Below are 17,921 nucleotides of genomic sequence, written 5' to 3'. Positions count from 1 at the left end.
TTGTTCAAAGGGGTGTTTGTCGTTTCGTGACCATCTCTTGTTTCAACTGCTCGTTCCGTTTCTTGAAAGCGCGTCGTTTGAGCACTTCTTCTAGCCCCCGGCTGATGGCCCATAATGCGACCAAAAGTAGACCGAGCATCGATAAACGAAATGGACTTTGGATAAATTCTTCCCACTGGTCCCCGATGACAGAGAAAATCACGACGACGAGCAGTTTCCCGAATCCTGCCGCCATGATGAACGTACGGAGCGGCATCTGAATGAGCGCCAATAAATACGTGATCAAACTGACCGGGATGAACGGGAGAGAATATAAGAATCCGAGCGAGATCGGACTCATATGATTGATTCGTTCCAACCAATAGACCGCCGCCTTATGTTTTTCGAGCCAGCGCGTCATCGGTTTGCGGAAAACGTAACGGACAGCCGCAAAAACGACGATGGTTCCAAGAAGGTTCCCGATCCAGGATAAGAGAACGCCTAACAGAAAGCCGTATGTCGCTGCATTGGCAGAGATGATTAAGACGAGTGGTAAAAATGGAAAAATCGCTTCTAAAAACGGTGCACCGAGTCCAGCCCATGGACCACCAGGCAAACCTTGAAGCCATTCAATCAATTGGATGATGTACTGTTGGAGAGAATTAAGCATAGTCGTTCCACCTTCAACTTTCGTTACTACTCTATTACCCGAATTCGATTTACAAGACGCATCTCCCTGCATTCGTCAAAAAAAATTAAAAACCATTTGCGAAAATCCGTCGTGATATTTATCATATAATAATGGACTTGTGGTTGCAGGCAAGTCTATTCGTCGAACGACACAACCCAACGTTCGTTTTCCTGCAAAAAACTGAACACAGGGGAGCAACACAACATGGAAACAAAACCAATGCGGGTCTTGCTGTACTATAAGTACGTCAACATCGAAGACCCAGAAACACTCACGCAAGAACATTTGAAGTATTGTAAGGACCTCGGCATCAAAGGACGCATCTTGATTTCCTCCGAAGGAATCAACGGGACGTGCTCTGGTACTTGGGAGCAAACCGAGCAGTACATGAATGACTTGAAAGCAAACCCTCTCTTCAGCGATATCGAGTTCAAAATCGATGAAGTCGAAGAGCATGCCTTCAAGAAAATTTTTGTCCGTCACAAGAAAGAGCTCGTGACGTGGCGCTTTGATGGCGAGTTTGATGTACCGAAACAACACGGTGCATACCTCGAACCAGCAGAATGGAAAGAGATGATGAATCGTGATGATGTCGTCATCCTCGACGTTCGTAACAACTACGAGTACGAACTTGGTCACTTTAAAAATGCGATCAAAATCGATGTAGAGGCTTCACGTTACATGCCGGAATGGCTCGAAGAGAACAAGGACCTCTACGAAGGGAAAACACTTCTCACGTACTGTACCGGTGGCGTCCGTTGCGAGAAATTTACAGCATATATGCGTGACCAAGGTCACGACAACATCTTCCACCTAAAAGGTGGCGTCGCAATGTATGGTAAAGATGAAGCGACAAAAGGAGAGGACTGGGAAGGCGAGCTCTATGTCTTTGACGAGCGGATCAATGTCCCGGTTAACTCCGTGAACCCATCTGTCGTCTCACACTGTATGCACTGTGGGACAGAGACGGTTCGTTACGTTAATTGTGCCAACCCGGAGTGCAATGCACAGCATTTCTGTTGTGAAGAGTGTGAACCGAAACAAATGCGTTCATGCTCGAAGGAGTGTCAAGAACACCCACGCAACCGTTATATCATCGATAACATTGCAGAGAAACTTCAGGAGACTGAAGGAGTAGTCGGGTAACAAAAATCGACCAGAAGATGTCTTGGAGAACGTGTCCAAGACATCTTTTTTTGACGAAATCTTAACGTCTAGCTTGCGCCTCTTTCGGGTATAGTGAAGATACTATGTCAGACAGGAAGTGAATGCACGCATGTTTAACGAACCTTTACTCGCTGCGATTCTCGCTTGGTTTATCGCCCAAGCGGCTAAGCTCGTAACTGAACTCATTAAAACAAGAGATTTTGAAATTGAAATCATGTTCGCTTCAGGAGGCATGCCAAGTTCGCACTCGTCTACCGTCGTCGCACTCGCTACCGCGATTGGGCGAATGGAAGGCATTGACTCGAGTCTATTCGCTCTCGCTGTCGTCTTTGCCACTATCGTCATGTATGATGCGACCGGAGTTCGGCAGGCGGTCGGTTTCCAAGCACGGCTCTTGAACGATTATTTCAAAGGAATTAAACATGAGACCCCACTCTTGAATGAACTCGTCGGCCATACGCCGTTCCAAGTCATTGTCGGAGCGTTACTCGGTCTCGTCGTCGGACTGTTTTTCCCAATGTAATCGCAGAAGGTATGTCATTTCTCACACTCTTGATTCTTTTTGTGAAGTTTCACAAAGAAGACGGTATACTCAAGAGAGAGGAGGAATCGACATGCCTTTTTTGCAGAAATCTTATGAGTCTCTCGATACACTCGCCGAAGCGATTGGTCAAGCGATTCGAGCACCGATCACGATTGAGAATCGCCACCACCAGTTGCTCGCCTATAGTACACATCCGGATTCGACCGACCCGGCCAGGATTGCGACCATCATCGGGCGTCGTGTCCCAGAAGCTGTCATCGAAGACCTATGGGAGAGTGGTATTTTACAAGAAGTCATCGACCAAAATGAACCGGTCGTCATCCCGGCCCGTCTCGCCGTCGGTCTTGGGGAACGCGCCGCAATCGTCATCAAACAACATGATGAAGTACTCGGCTATATTTGGAGCTTAGCTCGGACAAATCCGTTCAGTACTCAAGAATTAGCCATCTTGCAAGAAGGGGCGACCATCGCCAAAAAGCTGCTTATGACCATCGCGATGCACGAGCGACGAATCAGCGCCGAGCTCGAACGCTTCTTATTAGATGTCCTCGCTTCCCCGACCCTGACGGATGCGAATCGCGAACGATTGAACGAACTTGCTCCGATTGCCGTCGCCAGTCGGTTGACGGTCATCGAATGTGCTCAACCGATCACCCCTCAACTTGCGGAACGCCTTCACTATGTGCTTGCGACGCAAGAGTCAATTGAAGTCGTTTTACATGCCATCGACGGTCAGCAGCTACTCGTCTGGCATTATATGAAGTCTGAACTCTCCGATGAAGAGACTGTACTCATAGCCTGGGCGGAACGGTTCGAACAATTGCTTCAAGACAAGTTCAGCGAATCCGAACCACGTCTTGGCATCAGCCGACGTTTTTTCGAAAGTGACATGTTATATGCCGCAGCCGAAGAAGCGCGACGGGTTACCACGCTGCGTCGCAAGTTCCCGCTCGAACTATCGACTTCCCGTGCCTTCGAGCAGATCGGCATTTATCAACTCGTCCCGGAACTCGCTCGACGTATCGGACTCCGACTGGAGACCCACCCGACAGTCGAACGGTTGCAGCATTATGATTCATCCCATCAGACCGAACTCGTGAAGACGCTCGAATGGTATTTTTATTTTGATGGGAACGTCAAACGAGTCGCCGCTCATCTTCATATTCATCCGAATACCGTTCTGTACCGGATTCGCCGCATCGAAGAGTTGACGAATATCACACAAGTTTCCTTACCAGAAAGATCCATGATTTATTTAGCCATTAAGGCTGGTCAATATCGATTAGAAGACTAGACGCTCACTTTGTGATTTTTCACAAATTGAGCGTCTTCGTTTTTAGAATCCATGCTAAAGACAGCGTTTTCAAATGGGTCTATACTAGGGGTGTGAACAAATTGTGTCAACGGAATGAAAGGGGAATGTTCCATGAAAATCGGGGTATTAAAAGAGATTAAAAACAATGAAAATCGGGTGGCCTTAACACCGATGGGTGCATTTATGTTAACGGAGCTTGGTCATGATGTATTCGTCGAAACGAATGCCGGTCTCGGTAGCGGATTCACGAATATGGAATATATTGATGCCGGTGCAACGATTCTTGAAACGGCGAAAGAAGTTTGGGAAGGCGTCGAACTCGCTCTCAAAGTAAAAGAACCACAGCCGTCTGAGTATCAATACTTCCGTCCTGACTTGACGCTCTTCACCTATTTACACCTTGCGGCAGAGCCAGAATTAACGAAAGCGCTCGTCGATTCTGGGATTACAGCCATCGCCTACGAGACAGTAGAAGTGGATCGCACGTTACCACTCCTCACACCGATGAGTGAAGTGGCAGGACGTATGGCTGCGCAAATCGGAGCTCAAATCCTTGAAAAACCACATGGTGGAAAAGGAATCTTGATGTCTGGTCTCCCAGGCGTGCCTCGTGCGAACGTTACGGTCATCGGAGGCGGTGTCGTTGGAACGAATGCAGCTCGAATCGCAATTGGTCTTGGGGCGAGCGTGACGTTGATGGATATTAGCCCGGCTCGTCTTCGTCAAATCGACGACTTGTTCGGAAACACAATCAATACGTTGATCTCAAATAAATATAACATTGCGAAACAAGTGGCTGAGAGTGACCTTGTGATTGGTGCCGTGCTCATCCCAGGAGCAAAAGCACCGAAACTCGTCACGGAAGAAATGGTACAGCGCATGTCGCCTGGTTCGGTCATCGTCGACGTCGCCATCGACCAAGGTGGGATTTGTGAGACGATCGATCATATCACGACGCATGATGCGCCAACGTATGAGCGTTATGGCGTGCAACACTACGCCGTCGCTAACATGCCAGGTGCCGTGCCACGCACTTCGACAATGGGTCTGACAAACGCGACGATGCCATATATCATCGAGTGTGCGCAAAAAGGCGTATTCCCAGCACTTCTTGAAAACGAGGCACTTCTCAAAGGCCTAAACGTCATCAATGGAACGGTCACGTATGAAGCGGTTGCACGTGATTTGGAATATCCGTTCGTTCCTGCCCATGAGGCGGTCTCAAAACAAACACAAGCTTAACCTTTAAGACGATGAGATGCCCGTTCTCATCGTCTTTTTCTATATCAAAAAAAGAAGGAACCGAACACCATCGTCCGATTCCTTCTTTTATTATGCGTTATGCGTTCTCAACGGCGATATCTTCCCCGATGATTTTCACTTCCGGCTCTAATTCCACTTCAAATTTCTCTTTAACGGTCGCCTGGACGTGACGGATGAGTGAAATGTACTCTGTCGCCGTCGCCTCATCGATATTGACGATGAACCCAGCATGCTTGAGCGAGACTTCCGCTCCTCCGATGCGTTTGCCTTGCAGTCCAGAGTCTTGAATCAACTTGCCGGCAAAATAGCCAGGCGGACGTTTGAACACACTACCACACGAAGGATATTCAAGCGGTTGTTTCGATTCACGTTTATACGTCAAGTCGTCCATGACTTCTTTGATCAATTCATAGTTTTTCGGTTCTAGTTCGAACGTTGCCTCGAGTACGATCAAGCCCTCTTTTGAGACACGGCTCGTTCGGTAGTCAAGATCGAGTTCGTCTTTAGATAAATGAAGTACTTGACCATCCTGCGTCAATACCGTCGCAGATGTGATGACGTCTTTCGTTTCTCCGCCGTATGCACCTGCGTTCATGTAGACGGCACCACCGACCGTCCCAGGGATCCCACATGCGAACTCGAGGCCCGATAATCCCTCTGCCAGTGCTTGACGTGAGACGTCGATAATCGCTGTTCCTGCCTGGGCAATTATTTGATTCCCTTCCCGACGAATCGAGTTGAGTTCATTCAAGTTCAAAACGATTCCACGGATGCCGCCATCGCGGACGATCAAGTTTGAACCGAAGCCAAGAATCATAAACGGCATCGCTTCTTGGTGGGCCAGTTGTAAGACGGCCTGCACTTCTTCGTACGTGTGTGGAGCCACGAAGTAATCTGCTTTGCCCCCTAGTTTTGTATACGTGTGTGCCGACAATGGCTCGTCTTGAAGGACGCGCTCGGCCGGAATGATCATTTGAAGTTGCTGTAAAAAGCTCATGCGTTCACTCAATCCTTTATGTTCTATTTAATCAGTGTCTCGGTCCCACTTCATTCGTTCCGAGCACGTCACTGAATGGTTTCAGTACGAATCACAGTATACAAATGATTATTGGACGTGACAAGCAACGTTTTTCTTACAAATTCATAATTAGTTTATAGCAATAGTGATGTCGCAATGGCAACAATGATTGGAATTGTAAAGTTATCCCAATCTCGATATGAAATCGCTTCAGTTAGTGTAGCGATGATGGAAATGATAAACCCATATGTTACCACTTGCCAAAGGACGACATCATTCCACAAAAACAATAAAAATAAGACAGCATATGAGCTTAGAAACATGGCAATGCTTCCTTGGAAAGAACGCTTTTGTCCATATAGATCATAGATGACCGTCCCATATTTGCGTCCGATGAGTGCAGCCATTCCATCCCCCCAGGCGAGCACGAGTGATCCGGCTAAAAATGCGATCGGCTCGGACTCGAAGAAGAAGTATAAGATAATGAGCAATGCAATCGGATAGTATACGGTCCCGAATGATTTTCGTTCCGTTTGATGTACCGGTGACGGGCTTTTATATAACAGGACCGCATTCGCAAATGTGAAGAAAATGAGCGGCACTGCCGCGACGTACCATGAATCCATTAACCAAACTGCCAATAACGACCAATGTCCGACTGCGATATGTACACTTTTTCGAATCGTTTCATCCGTCCATCCTAGACGCTTCCCGACTTGTTCGAGACCTACGAGAAACACGAGGACGACTACAATGGAAAGAATCGAACTAATCCATTCATTCATTGCTTGACCACCTTCATATATAGAGTGTGTATGATACCGTCATTATACCTTAATCAGTGCCCATCCTAGCTTACTTTTCAAACATTTGGTAGAATGAGGTCAAATGACTGTATAGCCAACGTACGCTGTTGGCGATAGAAAGGGTGGCCGTATGCGCGACGCAACTTCAATTCAAACTTTGGCAGATTGCCTTCATTTTATGCAGGTCGGAGAAATCGAGCGAGCCATCGCCCTCTTCCCTGAAGACGTGCGTGAACATTTCCCAAAAGAGCTTCGAAAAATCCACTTGTTTCATATTGAAAAGAACGGCTTATCGATTAACCAAATCGTCGCTCTCGCTAACGCACTGACCGGAGAGCATCTCTCTGCGACGACGATTCAAAACTGGACGAAGCGTGAAGTTCGTAAAATCATCGGTGTCCCACGAATCGGTAAAAAGTATTCCTTGCATCAAGCGGCAATCATTTATCTCCTTGATGACTTGAAACACCTTTTTTCCCTCGAAGAGACGAGTTCCTTATTGGCGCTCATCTTCAACAACCCTGACCGGGACGAAGACGACTTCATCAAACCGATTGATTTTTATCGACTTTACGCGGAGTATGCGAAGTCAACAAGCCCGATCGACCTTCTCGATACACGGGCGAAGCGTTCGCTCGAAAAGATGAACTATGAACATCCAAATATCATTCACGTCTTGAAGCTTTGTCTATACGCACATCGGGTGACGACACTCGAACTCGAGGCCAAGCACTATTTGAACCGTTTCATTTGATGAGACGGTTTTTTCGTATCAAAAAACACCGGTCAAGAGACCGGTGCTCGTCATCGTTATGAGACAGATGCTGCGAGCGGCATCCGTGATTTTACCGTTAACGTCTTTAAGACGGAAAGGAGTTCGAACATCGATAACTGATCGGCTTCTTTCGTTAAGCAGAACGTATCGTCTTCTTGTTTCCGTAGTTCCGCGACAAGTTTACCTGCTTTGTCGCGAACGCTAAACTTGTGACGTTCCACATCATATTGAATCGTGAAGAGTCCGCGTTCATAGACGTTGTACTCACACTTTTTCCCGAATAACGAGAACTTGTCTTTCAATTGACCAATCGCCTGTCCATCATGGTTCATCACGACCCATTTTTGGCAGTTTGGGATGTATTTCCCATGAGCGATCTGTCGTCCAGACAAATTGTGCACTTGGACACTGCCTTCCGCGTCGCGGTGAACAGATCCGATCGCATCATTTGTCTCGTCATAAATGGTCGCCTCACCTTGTGTAAAGACGCAACCTTTTACATAAATTAATTTGCGCACCGCTTTTTCCTCCTAGCACGTTCCAACCGTGATTGTTTGTATGTGTACGGTCGGGTATTACTGAAAACCCCAATCGTTTCTCTGTGTAGTTTTTATCTCGTTTCAACTACTACATATTTCATATGACGAAGATGATTATTGCATCGTTTAAAGAAAAAGACAACCCTTTTTTTTCGACATCATTTGGATTCTGTCGAACTTGTGAACAAGCCTATTCTCATCGCTTATATCCCGCCTCTTTTAAGAGTTCTTCAAGCTCCATTCTTGCAATCAGACGAACTTGATTTGGCGCCGCCAATTCGTATGCGCTGTCCGTGAAATTCGAGTTCGTCACGACCCAGCCTTCGTGTGCTTGGTAATAGGGAACGGCCGCTGCAATTTGTTGAACCGCTTCGAGTCCGACCGTCTTTTCATAACGCTTTGCTTGAACGGCAATCGACCATCCATCCGGTGTCTCCAGTAACAAGTCTGCTCCAAAGTCACGCGATGCCGGAGTCACCGTGACCGTATATCCAAGCGCGGTGAACACTTCCTCTAAAAATAGTTCAAACTCCCGACCATCCATCCGATCAATGCGGTCGATGGTCGACAGCCTTACTCTCCATATAAACCACGCAATTCCAAGCAAGAGAAGCAGTACGCTGCTCCAAAGCGGTGCCTCGAACCACCATAAACATATGGCACCAATGATCCCAATGAGTAATCCAATCATGCTCATCTTTCCTTTCCAATTCCTCTCCCTCACTTTACCGTTTTGAGGGCAGGAAATGAAAGGGGGATCTGTCGAATGATATAGAAGATGTGCTCGTCTGACACCGCGAAGGAGGGATGACTGTTCATGGAGAATCATGCCAATCTCCAAAGTGAGTTACTACATGCATTACCTTACGGAGTTGCGTTAATACAGAAAGATGGAACAATCGTTCAGGCAAACCGTCCGTTTCTCGAGCAGTTTCCTGAGAATCTACAGAGACGTTCGAACCTTTTCCATATGGTCAATCAGTCACCGATTACGATGGAATTGTCTCGTCGGATGGAACAAGGACTGCCTTGGATGTATGAACTGCCAACGATGCGAGTACACGCCATTCCGTGGGAAAATCAATATATTCTCTCCATTGAGCCATTGCCCCATGATACACGCGTGACGATTCAACACAACGCTTTTGAGGCGATGATGCATACTGAACTCGACATGGCGATGATCATGACGGATGCGAATCTGTTGATTACTCGTTTCAATCAGGGGGCCACGGAACTGTTTGGCTATGCGCCCCATGAAGTGCTTTACGAAATGACACCGTTCGCTTTATTTGAATCGAGAGAATTAAGTGAAAAGCGCTCTGCTTATCAAGACGAGACGGAACGGTTGCTATCGTTCGAACAAATGTTGCGCCTCGCACTCGACAAAGGAGACCGGGAATGGAAGTTTCAATGTAAAGATCGGACACATTTCATCGGCAAATTGTTCATGCATCCCGTTTATGAGCAAGAGCAACTCATCGGCTTCTTTTTCTTCGTATTTGATGTGAGTTCCGAGATTGAGTTGAAACGTGAGCTCCGTTATAAGGAACAGCGTTATCGCATGTTTGCCGAATCGGTCATCGAAGCCGTTCTGTTCCATGAAGATGGGATGATTCTCGATGCGAACAAGGCGGCGGAATCCATCTTTAAAATCCCTGCAGAGCAAATGATGGGACGCCAGACTATCGAGTTTATCGCGGAAGGGTACCGGGCCGATGTGTTGCGACGCATTCGCAATCACATTCAAACGCCATACGAAGTGATTGGTCGTCGGCAAGATGGAACGTTCTTAGAACTAGAAGTGTATCCGAAAGAAGTGACGTATCAAGGGCAAACGTTACGAGTCGCGGTCATGCGTGATATCAGCGACCGTAAAAAAGTAGAGCGTATGCTCGAACGTGAAAAAAATGCCATCGCCCGTCAGCGCGATATCATCCAGTCAATCTTACAAGCATCGAATGAAGCGTTCGTTTTGACCGAATCGAACGGGAGTGTCTTGTTCATGAACGTCCACGCAAGACGACTCATGGACTTACCGGGCATCGCTCCAAACAAAATTCAGGAGCGTATCCCGCTCCTCTCCACGTTCCGTCCTCGTGACAGGAGCGAGATGCTACGAAAGATGGATCAACTTCTCGATGGGACAGCGCGTGAAGTATCGATGCGTTTCTCCATCCCACAGCCAAACGATCGAGATGAAGAATACTATGAGATGTATGGAACGACGATGGATACAAAACGACAAATCGGTATGGATAGTGGATTCTTGTTTGTGTTCCGTAACCGAACCGAGGAAGAGCGGATGGACCAGATTAAAAATGAACTGGTGAGCACGGTCTCACATGAACTAAGAACTCCTCTTTCCTCATTATCGGGATATATTGAATTGATGCTCGCTCGAGATTTGACGCCTGAAAAACGAGAGCGCTTCTTGAAGACGATGTCGCGGGAAGCGAAACGATTGACCGCCCTACTCAACGACTTTTTGGACATCCAACGCATGGAAGATGGTCACCAAGAATATAAACAAGATCATTTCGCTTTGAATGAACTTGTCTTAGAAGTGATTGAACGCTTCCGCGAAACGAGTGATCATACCATTCATTTCGATAATGCGGATGATGACTTGCATCTCATTGCCGACCGAGATCGCATCGAGCAAGTTCTCGTCAACTTGATTTCAAATGCGATCAAGTATTCCCCGAATAGACAGGAAATCGAAGTACGGGTCCGACAAGACCACAATCAAGCGCATGTATCCATTCGTGATTTCGGTATCGGGATTCCGGAGCACGCCTTCGAAAAATTGTTCACAAAATTTTATCGGGTCGATAATTCGGATACACGTAAAATTGGTGGAACCGGTCTTGGTTTGTCGATTTGTAAAGAAATTATCGAATCACATGGTGGAAGCATCGAAGTGGAATCGACTGTCGGAAAAGGATCGACTTTCACATTCACATTAGATTTAGCGGAGGAAACGTCATGAACAATTACGCCTTTACCGGGTTCCCTGGTTTTTTAGCAGGAAAATTAATTGAACACCTCGCTTCGTTACCGCATCAAATCGGAGTCATCTACGCCTTGCATCTTCCGAACCAACAACGTGATGCAGAAGAGCTACGAGATACGCTACTGTCAACGACGTCGCTTGCACCGCACCAGCTCGTCCTTGTTGAAGCAGACATCACGTTACCCGAAGTGATTCTCGACCCGATTATGCGGTCTGTCATTGAACGCGATGTACATTACATTTTCCATCTCGCCGCCGCATATGACTTGAGTATTCCTTATGACATCGGTTATCGCGTCAATATACTCGGAACCAAACATGTGACCGCGTTCGCCAAACGCTCGAAACAATTGAAGCGTTATGTGTACTTCAGTACCGCCTATATCGCCGGACGTCGCCGTGGGACGGTTTATGAAAATGAATTATGGCATCGGGTCCAGTTTAAAAATCATTATGAGGCGACTAAATATGAAGCAGAGGCACTCGTTTCAAGAGAAATGGGTGGCATGCCAATCACCGTCATTCGTCCTGGGATCGTAATCGGACATAGTCGCACGGGCGAAACGAAAAAGTTCGACGGTGTCTATTTCGTCTTACAATTGATGACACAACTCCAGCAGATGCGACCACTCCCTTACATCGGGCGGGCGAATGTTGAGGTAAACCTCGTTCCGTACGATTATGTAGTAGAAGCGACCGCTTTCCTAGCTCATTCTCCAAACGGCCTGAAGCGGACATTTCATTTGACGGACCCATTCCCACATGGCGCACGAGAGGTATATCGTATGTTGCATGAGACGATGTTTCAGCGTTCTCCTCGCGGAACCGTTCCTCATGCCGTTGCCGACGCGGCATTTACTGCTTGGAATGGTGCCAAGCGACTCGAGGTTCCTCACGAACTATTGGAGTACTTTAAACATCCTGTTCACTTTGACACGACACAAACGATACGGGCACTCGACGGAACGGGCATCGTATGTCCAGACCTCCAGGATTACCTCCCTGAGATTGTCCATTATTATATGGCACACAAAAAGCCCTGATTCGTCAGGGCTTCAACTATGATTGAAATTAAATGAACAAGTATACGCCATGAATCATCGTACACTTGTTTATATCTCATCCGCGTCGTTACGAGACACCGCTTGATCGTGAAGCAGACGCTCGAGGACGAGGATATAGACCAATGCCACAAGGAGCCCTACGATACCAGGAAGAACCGCAACGATCGCATCCTCCAAGTATGCAGTTGGAATCAGGTAAACCAATAGCGACTTCACACCATACATCAACATCAACGAGGAGAGTAACACAAGCGTTACCGCTCGTTTCGACACATCCCCGAAGAACGGGCGCCCTGTCTTCTCACCTTTTGTCATACCGAGCCAAGATAACAAGTCCAAATCCTCCTTTATCGATTCATTCCCTAACCCATTATATACCAATTATTGCATACGATGAAGACCATCAAAAATCTGTGTTGCTCTTGACTACGACACCTCAAAAAAGGCTGCAACTCCTTCATGAGGAATGCAGCCTACAATACATGTTCAACCAATCAAAATCTTCTCTTTCGGATAGCGAATCTTCCGGTCGGCTTGACGTGCGACGGTAAAGAGAATGGTCAACGATCCGACACGTCCGAGAAGCATCATGAACATGATCAGCCCCTTCCCGGCATCATTCAATTCCGCTGTGATGCCGAGCGATAACCCTACTGTCCCAAACGCCGAGACCGTCTCGAATAGAATGGCAGTCGCCGGAATGTGGCCGTTCGACAAAATGACGAGTGTCGTGATCATCATAATGAACAAGAAACTTGAGATGGCGACGACGTATGCCTTTTTGATTTGAAACGCATCAATCGTCCGCTCCATGATGACCGTTTCTTTCTTACCTGCGATGAAGGCCCACATATCCGCAAAGATAACGGCAAGCGTCGTCACTTTGATCCCCGACCCGGTCGAAGCCGCTCCTGCCCCGATATACATCAGAATCAAAATCAAACCGATCGAGGCTGGAGCCATGGTCGCGATGTCAATGGAATTGAAGCCGGCCGTCCTTGTCGTCACGGCTTGGAAAAACGTCACATGTAACGCCTCACCGAGGGATCGACCATACAATACCCCTTCGTTCGATACCCATTCAAACATCATGAGGACGAACCAAGCGACACCATTGATGACCAAGAGTGACAAAATCATGATTTTTGAATGGAGGGCGAGACGTTTCCAGCCTCTCACTTCCGTGGCATCGGCAATCGTCGTGAATCCAAGACCTCCAATCATAATCATGAGGGCGATGGTCACAATGATGGCTGTGTTCTGCTCAAATGACATGAGACTGTCTGGAAATAATGCGAATCCCGCATTATTAAAGGCAGACACTGCATGGAAGAAACCGTAATAAAGTGCTGTTCCAAAAGAATAGTTCTCTGTACTAAACAACTCGAACGTCAAAAACAACATCCCGATAAACTGCACGATGACTGTCGTGAAGACGATGTTCCGAACGAGACGAACTGTCCCCCCCGGTCCGGCTAAATTCAATGATTCTTGTAACAAAATTCGTTGTTTTAATCCGATTTTCTTCCCTAGTACACTTAACAACATCAAGGCGATTGTCATAAATCCAAGACCCCCGATTTGGATGAGGGCGACAATGACCAATTCACCAAACAGGGTAAACGAGGAGCCGATGTCGACTGTCGATAGTCCAGTGACCGTTCCGGCAGACGTTGCGATAAACAAACAATCAATCCAAGAAACCGATTCTTCTTGCGCAAATGGCATATATAAAAGAGTGGCTCCAATAAAAATCGCCAGTAAAAATCCTCCCGCGATAAAACGCGCAGGTTTTTCAAATACGACTCGGTAAAGCACCTCGATTCGTTTCAAGCGCAACTCACGCGCTGACAATCTATGTCGCATCACGACATCCCCTTCACTTCTATTATTCTAAGCCCCATGTTACTCCTCGCTTTTATAAATGCCAACAAGAAAATGTATCTCTAACGCTTTCTTCGATTTTTTGGTATTATGGGAGATAGACTTTAAGAATGTTGAGGAGGTTGAATGAAACCGTGGACCCTAGTACGGTAGATCATTCGATAGAGGATGTCTCACGAAGGTTGGAGCGCCAGTCACAATGTATGCCCGCTCACCTTTATTTTCAGCTAGAAGAGTTACTCAATTGGTCACTCGAGCAAGAAGTCGTGAATCAATTGTACGCATTGTTAAAAAAATACGACGTATTAACCGATATAGAGCGTGAAGAACGAAATATCAGCATTCAAATGCTGATTGATGAAAACGGCGCTTAATCATCGGGAACGCATGTTGCGGGAGACGAGTGGCGTCTCTCGCTTTTTTTGTCCTGATTTATTTCGGAAAGGTGGAAAACAAAGACATGGATGTCGTTACGTTAGTCGGACTCATACTCGGGTTCCTCACCCTCGTCGGTGGAATGCTATTAAAAGGAGCAGGTGTTGCGCCGCTGATCAACCCTGCCGCAATGGTTATCATTTTCGTCGGTACAGCCGCGGCTGTCAGTATCGCTGTATCGAAGGAACAACTTCAGAATGTTCCAAAACTGTTTAAAATCTTGTTCAAAAAACAAGAACTCCCAAGCAAGTCCGGATTGCTCACGCAATTCGTCGACTTGTCGACCCAAGCCCGAAAAGAGGGACTCCTCTCCCTCGAAACGGCACTTGAACAAGTCGAAGAACCATTTTTACGCCAAGGCATGATGATGGTCATCGACGGTCAACCTTCCGAATATATTGCGGAAGTCATGTCACGCGACATCGAGAATATGGAACAGCGTCATAAAGCAAACGCTGATATCTTCACTCAAGCCGGAACATATGCCCCGACACTTGGGGTACTCGGAGCCGTTATCGGATTGATTGCTGCCTTAAAAGACTTATCTGATATCGAAAAGCTCGGACATGCCATTTCTGCGGCCTTCGTCGCGACACTTTTCGGGATTTTCACCGGATATGTGCTTTGGTTCCCGTTTGCAAACAAGCTGAAGCAGTATTCGAAGAGTGAAGTCATCATCAAGGAAATGATGATTGAAGGGATTTTATCGATTCAAAGTGGTGAATCTCCAAAAACGCTAGAAGATAAACTGTCTGTGTATTTGTCTCCAAAGGAGCGAGCTGACTATGAAGCGCAAAAAGAAGCATGATCATGAAGAACATATTCCCGAAGGCTGGCTGATTCCTTACGCCGACTTGTTGACACTGTTGCTCGCGCTTTTCATCGTACTATTCGCATCGAGTAACATCGACCAGACAAAGCTTGAGAAAATGTCACAGTCATTCAACCAGGTGTTCTCTGGAGGCGTCAGCGTCTTTCAAGCTTCGACTGCCTCAAACAGTGACATCAGTCGCACAGACAAAACCAATACGACCGCCAACCCACGGACGTATGAATTGGCTCAACTTGACGAGTTAAAAGAAGATGTAAACAAATACATTAAAAAGAACGGTCTCGAAAGCCAAATCAAAGCGACGATCAATTCAAGTGGTCTCGTCTTGACGATTCAAGACCGTGCCCTGTTCAACTTAGGAGAGGCGACTCTCGATGCTGATGCTCGTAACGTCGCACAAAACATCAGTCAAATTTTAGAGAAGGCGGGCAAGCGAGAGATTGTCGTCTCCGGCCATACGGATAACATTCCAATCAATACAGCACGTTTCCCGTCAAACTGGGAACTCAGTTCGGCACGTGCGACCGCGTTCATGCGTGGCCTTTTGGCAAATGATGCCTTGAACCCGGCTCAATTCACGCTCGCGAGTTACGGTGAGTTTAAACCGATCGCGACGAACGATACAGAAGAAGGTCGCTCTAAAAACCGACGTGTCGAGGTGTTGATCAAACCACTCGTCGACCTTTCTGAGGGCGAACCGAAGATGATTGAAACCATCACCTTACCAAACTAACAATCACCCACTCGTTCGAGTGGGTGATTTGTGTTATTGCATCAATTTAAAGTAGCGTCTCGCCAGTTCGGTGAGTGGGCTTTCGAACAATCGTTTCCGCCAGTAAAGGTCTGTCACTTTCTTCACGGCCTCACTTCGCGACGGATACGGGTAAATCATACGAGACAGCTTCCCGATTTTGTCACCACGTTGCATCGCATAAACGACAATTTGCATCCAATCCCCCGCCGATTCACCGACTGCATGAGCTCCGATGATTTTTCCATTTTTCTTCGTAATCACTTTGACAAAGCCTGCTTCTTGGCGTTCAGCAATGAAACGGTCCACTTCGGACAGTTTCGCTTCATACGTCTCAATGTCGTCACCGTAACGCTCTCGCGCTTCTCTCTCCGTCATCCCGACGTGGAACACCTCAGGGTCTGTGAATGTGATCCACGGGAGCTTACTATAGTCGACCTTGTTCCATAATCCAAAGAGCGCGTTCGCGACAACCGCCTTCCCTTCTTCTCCAGCGGCGTGTGTGAATGGGAGCGTCTTGATCGTATCTCCAATCGCAAAGATATGAGATTGTGACGTCCGATATGACGACGAGACATCGATATACCCTTTCGTCACCTGAACGTTCGCCCGGTCGAGACGGAGCGCATCGATTCGGGGAACGCGACCCGTCGCCATCAGCAGTTTGTCCGCTTCATATTCGACCGTTTCGCCGTTCACCTCTGTCGTGACACGAATGCGGCCATCGACCTCATCGACTCGATTGACCTTTACGCCGATTTTCAAGCGCATCGCCATCTCGAGTTGAGATTTCAAATAGGTGGCGACGTCCTCGTCTTCTTTAGGTAGGAAATCATCCTGCGCCTCTAGCACGGTCACTTGTGAGCCGAGTCGGACAAAGGACTGGGCCAATTCAAGTCCGACCGTTCCGGCGCCGATGACAATCAGGCTCTCCGGGAGCGTCTCTTCTTCAAAGACCGTCTCGTTCGTTAAGTATGGGACTTGATCAAGTCCATCAATCGGAGGAACTGTCGGTTTCGACCCCGTCGAGATGACAAATTTTTTCCCGATCAATAACTCGTTCCCTACTTTTAATTCGTGCGGACTTTGGAACGAGGCTTCTCCGATATAGACGTCGACGCCAATCTTTTCAAAACGTTCTGTCCCGTCATGGTCTTGAATAATGGCACGTGCTTTGTCGACACGCGCTTTTGACATTTGATAATGCTCTTGTCCATTGAACTCGGTTCCGAGAACTCGGGCCGCGCGCATCATCGCATTCGCTTCTTTTGAAGCGGCAATCAACGCTTTCGATGGCACACATCCGACATGCAGACAGTCACCACCTAAATGTTTGTTCTTTTCAACAAGTGCGACCTTTGCGCCTAAATTCGCAGCCCCTGCGGCCACCGTCATCCCGGCAGCACCGCCACCGATGACAATCAACTGATAGTCCTTCATCGAATCAACCTCCGGTATCGTTCGCTCACATCTTCCATTCGTTTTCGATTCACGCCAAAGTCTGAATAGCCGACACGCGACGCAGATCGAAACTCGACTTGTTGAGTAGCATCATCAAATAAAAAATCGACATCATCTTTAAATCGCATCACTTTAGAAGTCACTACATAATGAAGTCCTTCATCTGTTTCCTTCACCAGTTCAGCCCGCGGCAACTGATTCATCGCCATCTTAATGGCTTCAATTGATTGCCCGCGACTGCCTGCATACGGCAGTGGGTCCATCCGCAATTCTTCAATTGAAGTTTGGGTTGACACGGCATTCGGACTTCCTTTTAACGGCTTCAAAGATTGATTGGCCATTATAAAAACCTCCCTCAGTCTACATACATCTATATGTAGC

Annotated in this window: 19 protein-coding genes; 10 read left to right on the top strand and 9 right to left on the bottom strand. The window is 47.3% G+C overall.

Annotated elements, in window-relative coordinates:
* Positions 1 to 4 precede the first annotated feature (4 nt).
* Entirely contained in the window at positions 5 to 649 is a 645-nt protein-coding gene (locus GVY43_RS12710) for a TVP38/TMEM64 family protein (protein WP_159563358.1), read from the bottom strand.
* A gap of 225 nt (positions 650 to 874) precedes the next feature.
* Here GVY43_RS12710 and GVY43_RS12705 point away from each other — a divergent pair, with 225 nt between their 5' ends.
* From GVY43_RS12705 to ald, 4 genes are all read left to right on the top strand, one after another.
* Complete coding sequence (locus tag GVY43_RS12705; protein WP_159563357.1) at positions 875 to 1,816, top strand: rhodanese-related sulfurtransferase; 942 nt, start codon at positions 875 to 877, stop codon at positions 1,814 to 1,816.
* A gap of 118 nt (positions 1,817 to 1,934) precedes the next feature.
* The gene (locus tag GVY43_RS12700) at positions 1,935 to 2,360 is read left to right on the top strand and encodes a divergent PAP2 family protein (protein WP_143180200.1); all 426 of its coding nucleotides are present in this window, start codon (positions 1,935 to 1,937) and stop codon (positions 2,358 to 2,360) included.
* 91 nt (positions 2,361 to 2,451) lie between these two features.
* Positions 2,452 to 3,675: a CdaR family transcriptional regulator gene (locus tag GVY43_RS12695; RefSeq protein WP_159563356.1), complete on the top strand. Its 1,224-nt coding sequence runs from the start codon at positions 2,452 to 2,454 to the stop codon at positions 3,673 to 3,675.
* Positions 3,676 to 3,807: 132 nt separating this feature from the next.
* Positions 3,808 to 4,938: an alanine dehydrogenase gene (gene ald, locus GVY43_RS12690; RefSeq protein WP_015880510.1), complete on the top strand. Its 1,131-nt coding sequence runs from the start codon at positions 3,808 to 3,810 to the stop codon at positions 4,936 to 4,938.
* A gap of 97 nt (positions 4,939 to 5,035) precedes the next feature.
* Here ald and murB read toward each other — a convergent pair whose 3' ends face one another.
* Complete coding sequence (murB, locus tag GVY43_RS12685) at positions 5,036 to 5,956, bottom strand: UDP-N-acetylmuramate dehydrogenase (protein WP_159563355.1); 921 nt, start codon at positions 5,954 to 5,956, stop codon at positions 5,036 to 5,038.
* 155 nt (positions 5,957 to 6,111) lie between these two features.
* Positions 6,112 to 6,762: a diacylglycerol/polyprenol kinase family protein gene (locus GVY43_RS12680; RefSeq protein ID WP_159563354.1), complete on the bottom strand. Its 651-nt coding sequence runs from the start codon at positions 6,760 to 6,762 to the stop codon at positions 6,112 to 6,114.
* Between the two features lie 151 nt (positions 6,763 to 6,913).
* Between GVY43_RS12680 and GVY43_RS12675 the strand changes: the two genes are divergently transcribed.
* On the top strand, positions 6,914 to 7,537 hold the full coding sequence (locus GVY43_RS12675) for a DUF1836 domain-containing protein (RefSeq protein WP_015880507.1): 624 nt from the start codon (positions 6,914 to 6,916) through the stop codon (positions 7,535 to 7,537).
* Positions 7,538 to 7,593: 56 nt separating this feature from the next.
* Here GVY43_RS12675 and GVY43_RS12670 read toward each other — a convergent pair whose 3' ends face one another.
* Both GVY43_RS12670 and GVY43_RS12665 read right to left on the bottom strand, forming a co-directional pair.
* A complete protein-coding gene (locus tag GVY43_RS12670) occupies positions 7,594 to 8,076 on the bottom strand; it encodes a hypothetical protein (protein WP_015880506.1) in 483 nt (160 codons plus the stop codon).
* 217 nt (positions 8,077 to 8,293) lie between these two features.
* Positions 8,294 to 8,788 (bottom strand): restriction endonuclease, encoded by a 495-nt coding sequence (locus GVY43_RS12665; RefSeq protein ID WP_074034923.1) that lies wholly within the window; start codon positions 8,786 to 8,788, stop codon positions 8,294 to 8,296.
* A 126-nt stretch (positions 8,789 to 8,914) separates the two neighbouring features.
* On the opposite strand from GVY43_RS12665, the gene GVY43_RS12660 reads away from it, so the two are divergent.
* Complete coding sequence (locus GVY43_RS12660; protein WP_159563353.1) at positions 8,915 to 11,089, top strand: ATP-binding protein; 2,175 nt, start codon at positions 8,915 to 8,917, stop codon at positions 11,087 to 11,089.
* A complete protein-coding gene (locus GVY43_RS12655) occupies positions 11,086 to 12,156 on the top strand; it encodes an SDR family oxidoreductase (RefSeq protein WP_159563352.1) in 1,071 nt (356 codons plus the stop codon). Before GVY43_RS12660 ends, GVY43_RS12655 begins: the two co-directional genes overlap by 4 nt.
* Before the next feature lie 69 nt (positions 12,157 to 12,225).
* On the opposite strand, the gene GVY43_RS12650 is transcribed toward GVY43_RS12655, so the two are convergent.
* Together GVY43_RS12650 and GVY43_RS12645 are read right to left on the bottom strand one after the other, a co-directional pair.
* A complete protein-coding gene (locus GVY43_RS12650) occupies positions 12,226 to 12,510 on the bottom strand; it encodes a hypothetical protein (protein WP_159563351.1) in 285 nt (94 codons plus the stop codon).
* Positions 12,511 to 12,663: 153 nt separating this feature from the next.
* The gene (locus GVY43_RS12645; protein ID WP_159563350.1) at positions 12,664 to 14,043 is read right to left on the bottom strand and encodes a TrkH family potassium uptake protein; all 1,380 of its coding nucleotides are present in this window, start codon (positions 14,041 to 14,043) and stop codon (positions 12,664 to 12,666) included.
* 140 nt (positions 14,044 to 14,183) lie between these two features.
* Here GVY43_RS12645 and GVY43_RS12640 point away from each other — a divergent pair, with 140 nt between their 5' ends.
* The 3 genes from GVY43_RS12640 (at position 14,184) to GVY43_RS12630 (ending at position 16,061) form a co-directional block, all read left to right on the top strand.
* Positions 14,184 to 14,435 (top strand): hypothetical protein, encoded by a 252-nt coding sequence (locus tag GVY43_RS12640; RefSeq protein WP_230235447.1) that lies wholly within the window; start codon positions 14,184 to 14,186, stop codon positions 14,433 to 14,435.
* Positions 14,436 to 14,521: 86 nt separating this feature from the next.
* Positions 14,522 to 15,304: a flagellar motor stator protein MotA gene (gene motA / locus GVY43_RS12635; RefSeq protein ID WP_015880500.1), complete on the top strand. Its 783-nt coding sequence runs from the start codon at positions 14,522 to 14,524 to the stop codon at positions 15,302 to 15,304.
* Entirely contained in the window at positions 15,282 to 16,061 is a 780-nt protein-coding gene (locus GVY43_RS12630; protein ID WP_074034931.1) for a flagellar motor protein MotB, read from the top strand. Before motA ends, GVY43_RS12630 begins: the two co-directional genes overlap by 23 nt.
* Positions 16,062 to 16,094: 33 nt before the next feature.
* Here the strand turns inward: GVY43_RS12630 and GVY43_RS12625 are convergent, their stop codons facing one another.
* Positions 16,095 to 17,519 (bottom strand): NAD(P)/FAD-dependent oxidoreductase, encoded by a 1,425-nt coding sequence (locus GVY43_RS12625; RefSeq protein WP_159563349.1) that lies wholly within the window; start codon positions 17,517 to 17,519, stop codon positions 16,095 to 16,097.
* Complete coding sequence (locus GVY43_RS12620) at positions 17,516 to 17,881, bottom strand: DUF1499 domain-containing protein (RefSeq protein WP_159563348.1); 366 nt, start codon at positions 17,879 to 17,881, stop codon at positions 17,516 to 17,518. The genes GVY43_RS12625 and GVY43_RS12620 overlap by 4 nt, the downstream gene beginning before the upstream one ends.
* Between the last annotated feature and the right edge of the window lie 40 nt (positions 17,882 to 17,921).

The sequence above is a fragment of the Exiguobacterium sp. 8H genome (genome assembly GCF_902506255.1).
GTDB lineage: Bacteria > Bacillota > Bacilli > Exiguobacteriales > Exiguobacteriaceae > Exiguobacterium > Exiguobacterium profundum.
Note: the sequence above shows the minus strand (reverse complement) of the source record. Positions and strands in the feature narration are given on the sequence as shown.

Bases quoted from the DNA above. Each gene is read 5' to 3' on its own strand.
- GVY43_RS12710 (WP_159563358.1), bottom strand. From the start codon at position 649: ATGCTTAATTCTCTCCAACAGTACATCATCCAATTGATTGAATGGCTT.
- GVY43_RS12705 (WP_159563357.1), top strand. From the start codon at position 875: ATGGAAACAAAACCAATGCGGGTCTTGCTGTACTATAAGTACGTCAAC.
- GVY43_RS12695 (WP_159563356.1), top strand. From the start codon at position 2,452: ATGCCTTTTTTGCAGAAATCTTATGAGTCTCTCGATACACTCGCCGAA.
- ald (WP_015880510.1), top strand. From the start codon at position 3,808: ATGAAAATCGGGGTATTAAAAGAGATTAAAAACAATGAAAATCGGGTG.
- murB (WP_159563355.1), bottom strand. From the start codon at position 5,956: ATGAGCTTTTTACAGCAACTTCAAATGATCATTCCGGCCGAGCGCGTC.
- GVY43_RS12680 (WP_159563354.1), bottom strand. From the start codon at position 6,762: ATGAATGAATGGATTAGTTCGATTCTTTCCATTGTAGTCGTCCTCGTG.
- GVY43_RS12675 (WP_015880507.1), top strand. From the start codon at position 6,914: ATGCGCGACGCAACTTCAATTCAAACTTTGGCAGATTGCCTTCATTTT.
- GVY43_RS12665 (WP_074034923.1), bottom strand. From the start codon at position 8,788: ATGATTGGATTACTCATTGGGATCATTGGTGCCATATGTTTATGGTGG.
- GVY43_RS12660 (WP_159563353.1), top strand. From the start codon at position 8,915: ATGGAGAATCATGCCAATCTCCAAAGTGAGTTACTACATGCATTACCT.
- GVY43_RS12655 (WP_159563352.1), top strand. From the start codon at position 11,086: ATGAACAATTACGCCTTTACCGGGTTCCCTGGTTTTTTAGCAGGAAAA.
- GVY43_RS12645 (WP_159563350.1), bottom strand. From the start codon at position 14,043: ATGCGACATAGATTGTCAGCGCGTGAGTTGCGCTTGAAACGAATCGAG.
- motA (WP_015880500.1), top strand. From the start codon at position 14,522: ATGGATGTCGTTACGTTAGTCGGACTCATACTCGGGTTCCTCACCCTC.
- GVY43_RS12630 (WP_074034931.1), top strand. From the start codon at position 15,282: ATGAAGCGCAAAAAGAAGCATGATCATGAAGAACATATTCCCGAAGGC.
- GVY43_RS12625 (WP_159563349.1), bottom strand. From the start codon at position 17,519: ATGAAGGACTATCAGTTGATTGTCATCGGTGGCGGTGCTGCCGGGATG.
- GVY43_RS12620 (WP_159563348.1), bottom strand. From the start codon at position 17,881: ATGGCCAATCAATCTTTGAAGCCGTTAAAAGGAAGTCCGAATGCCGTG.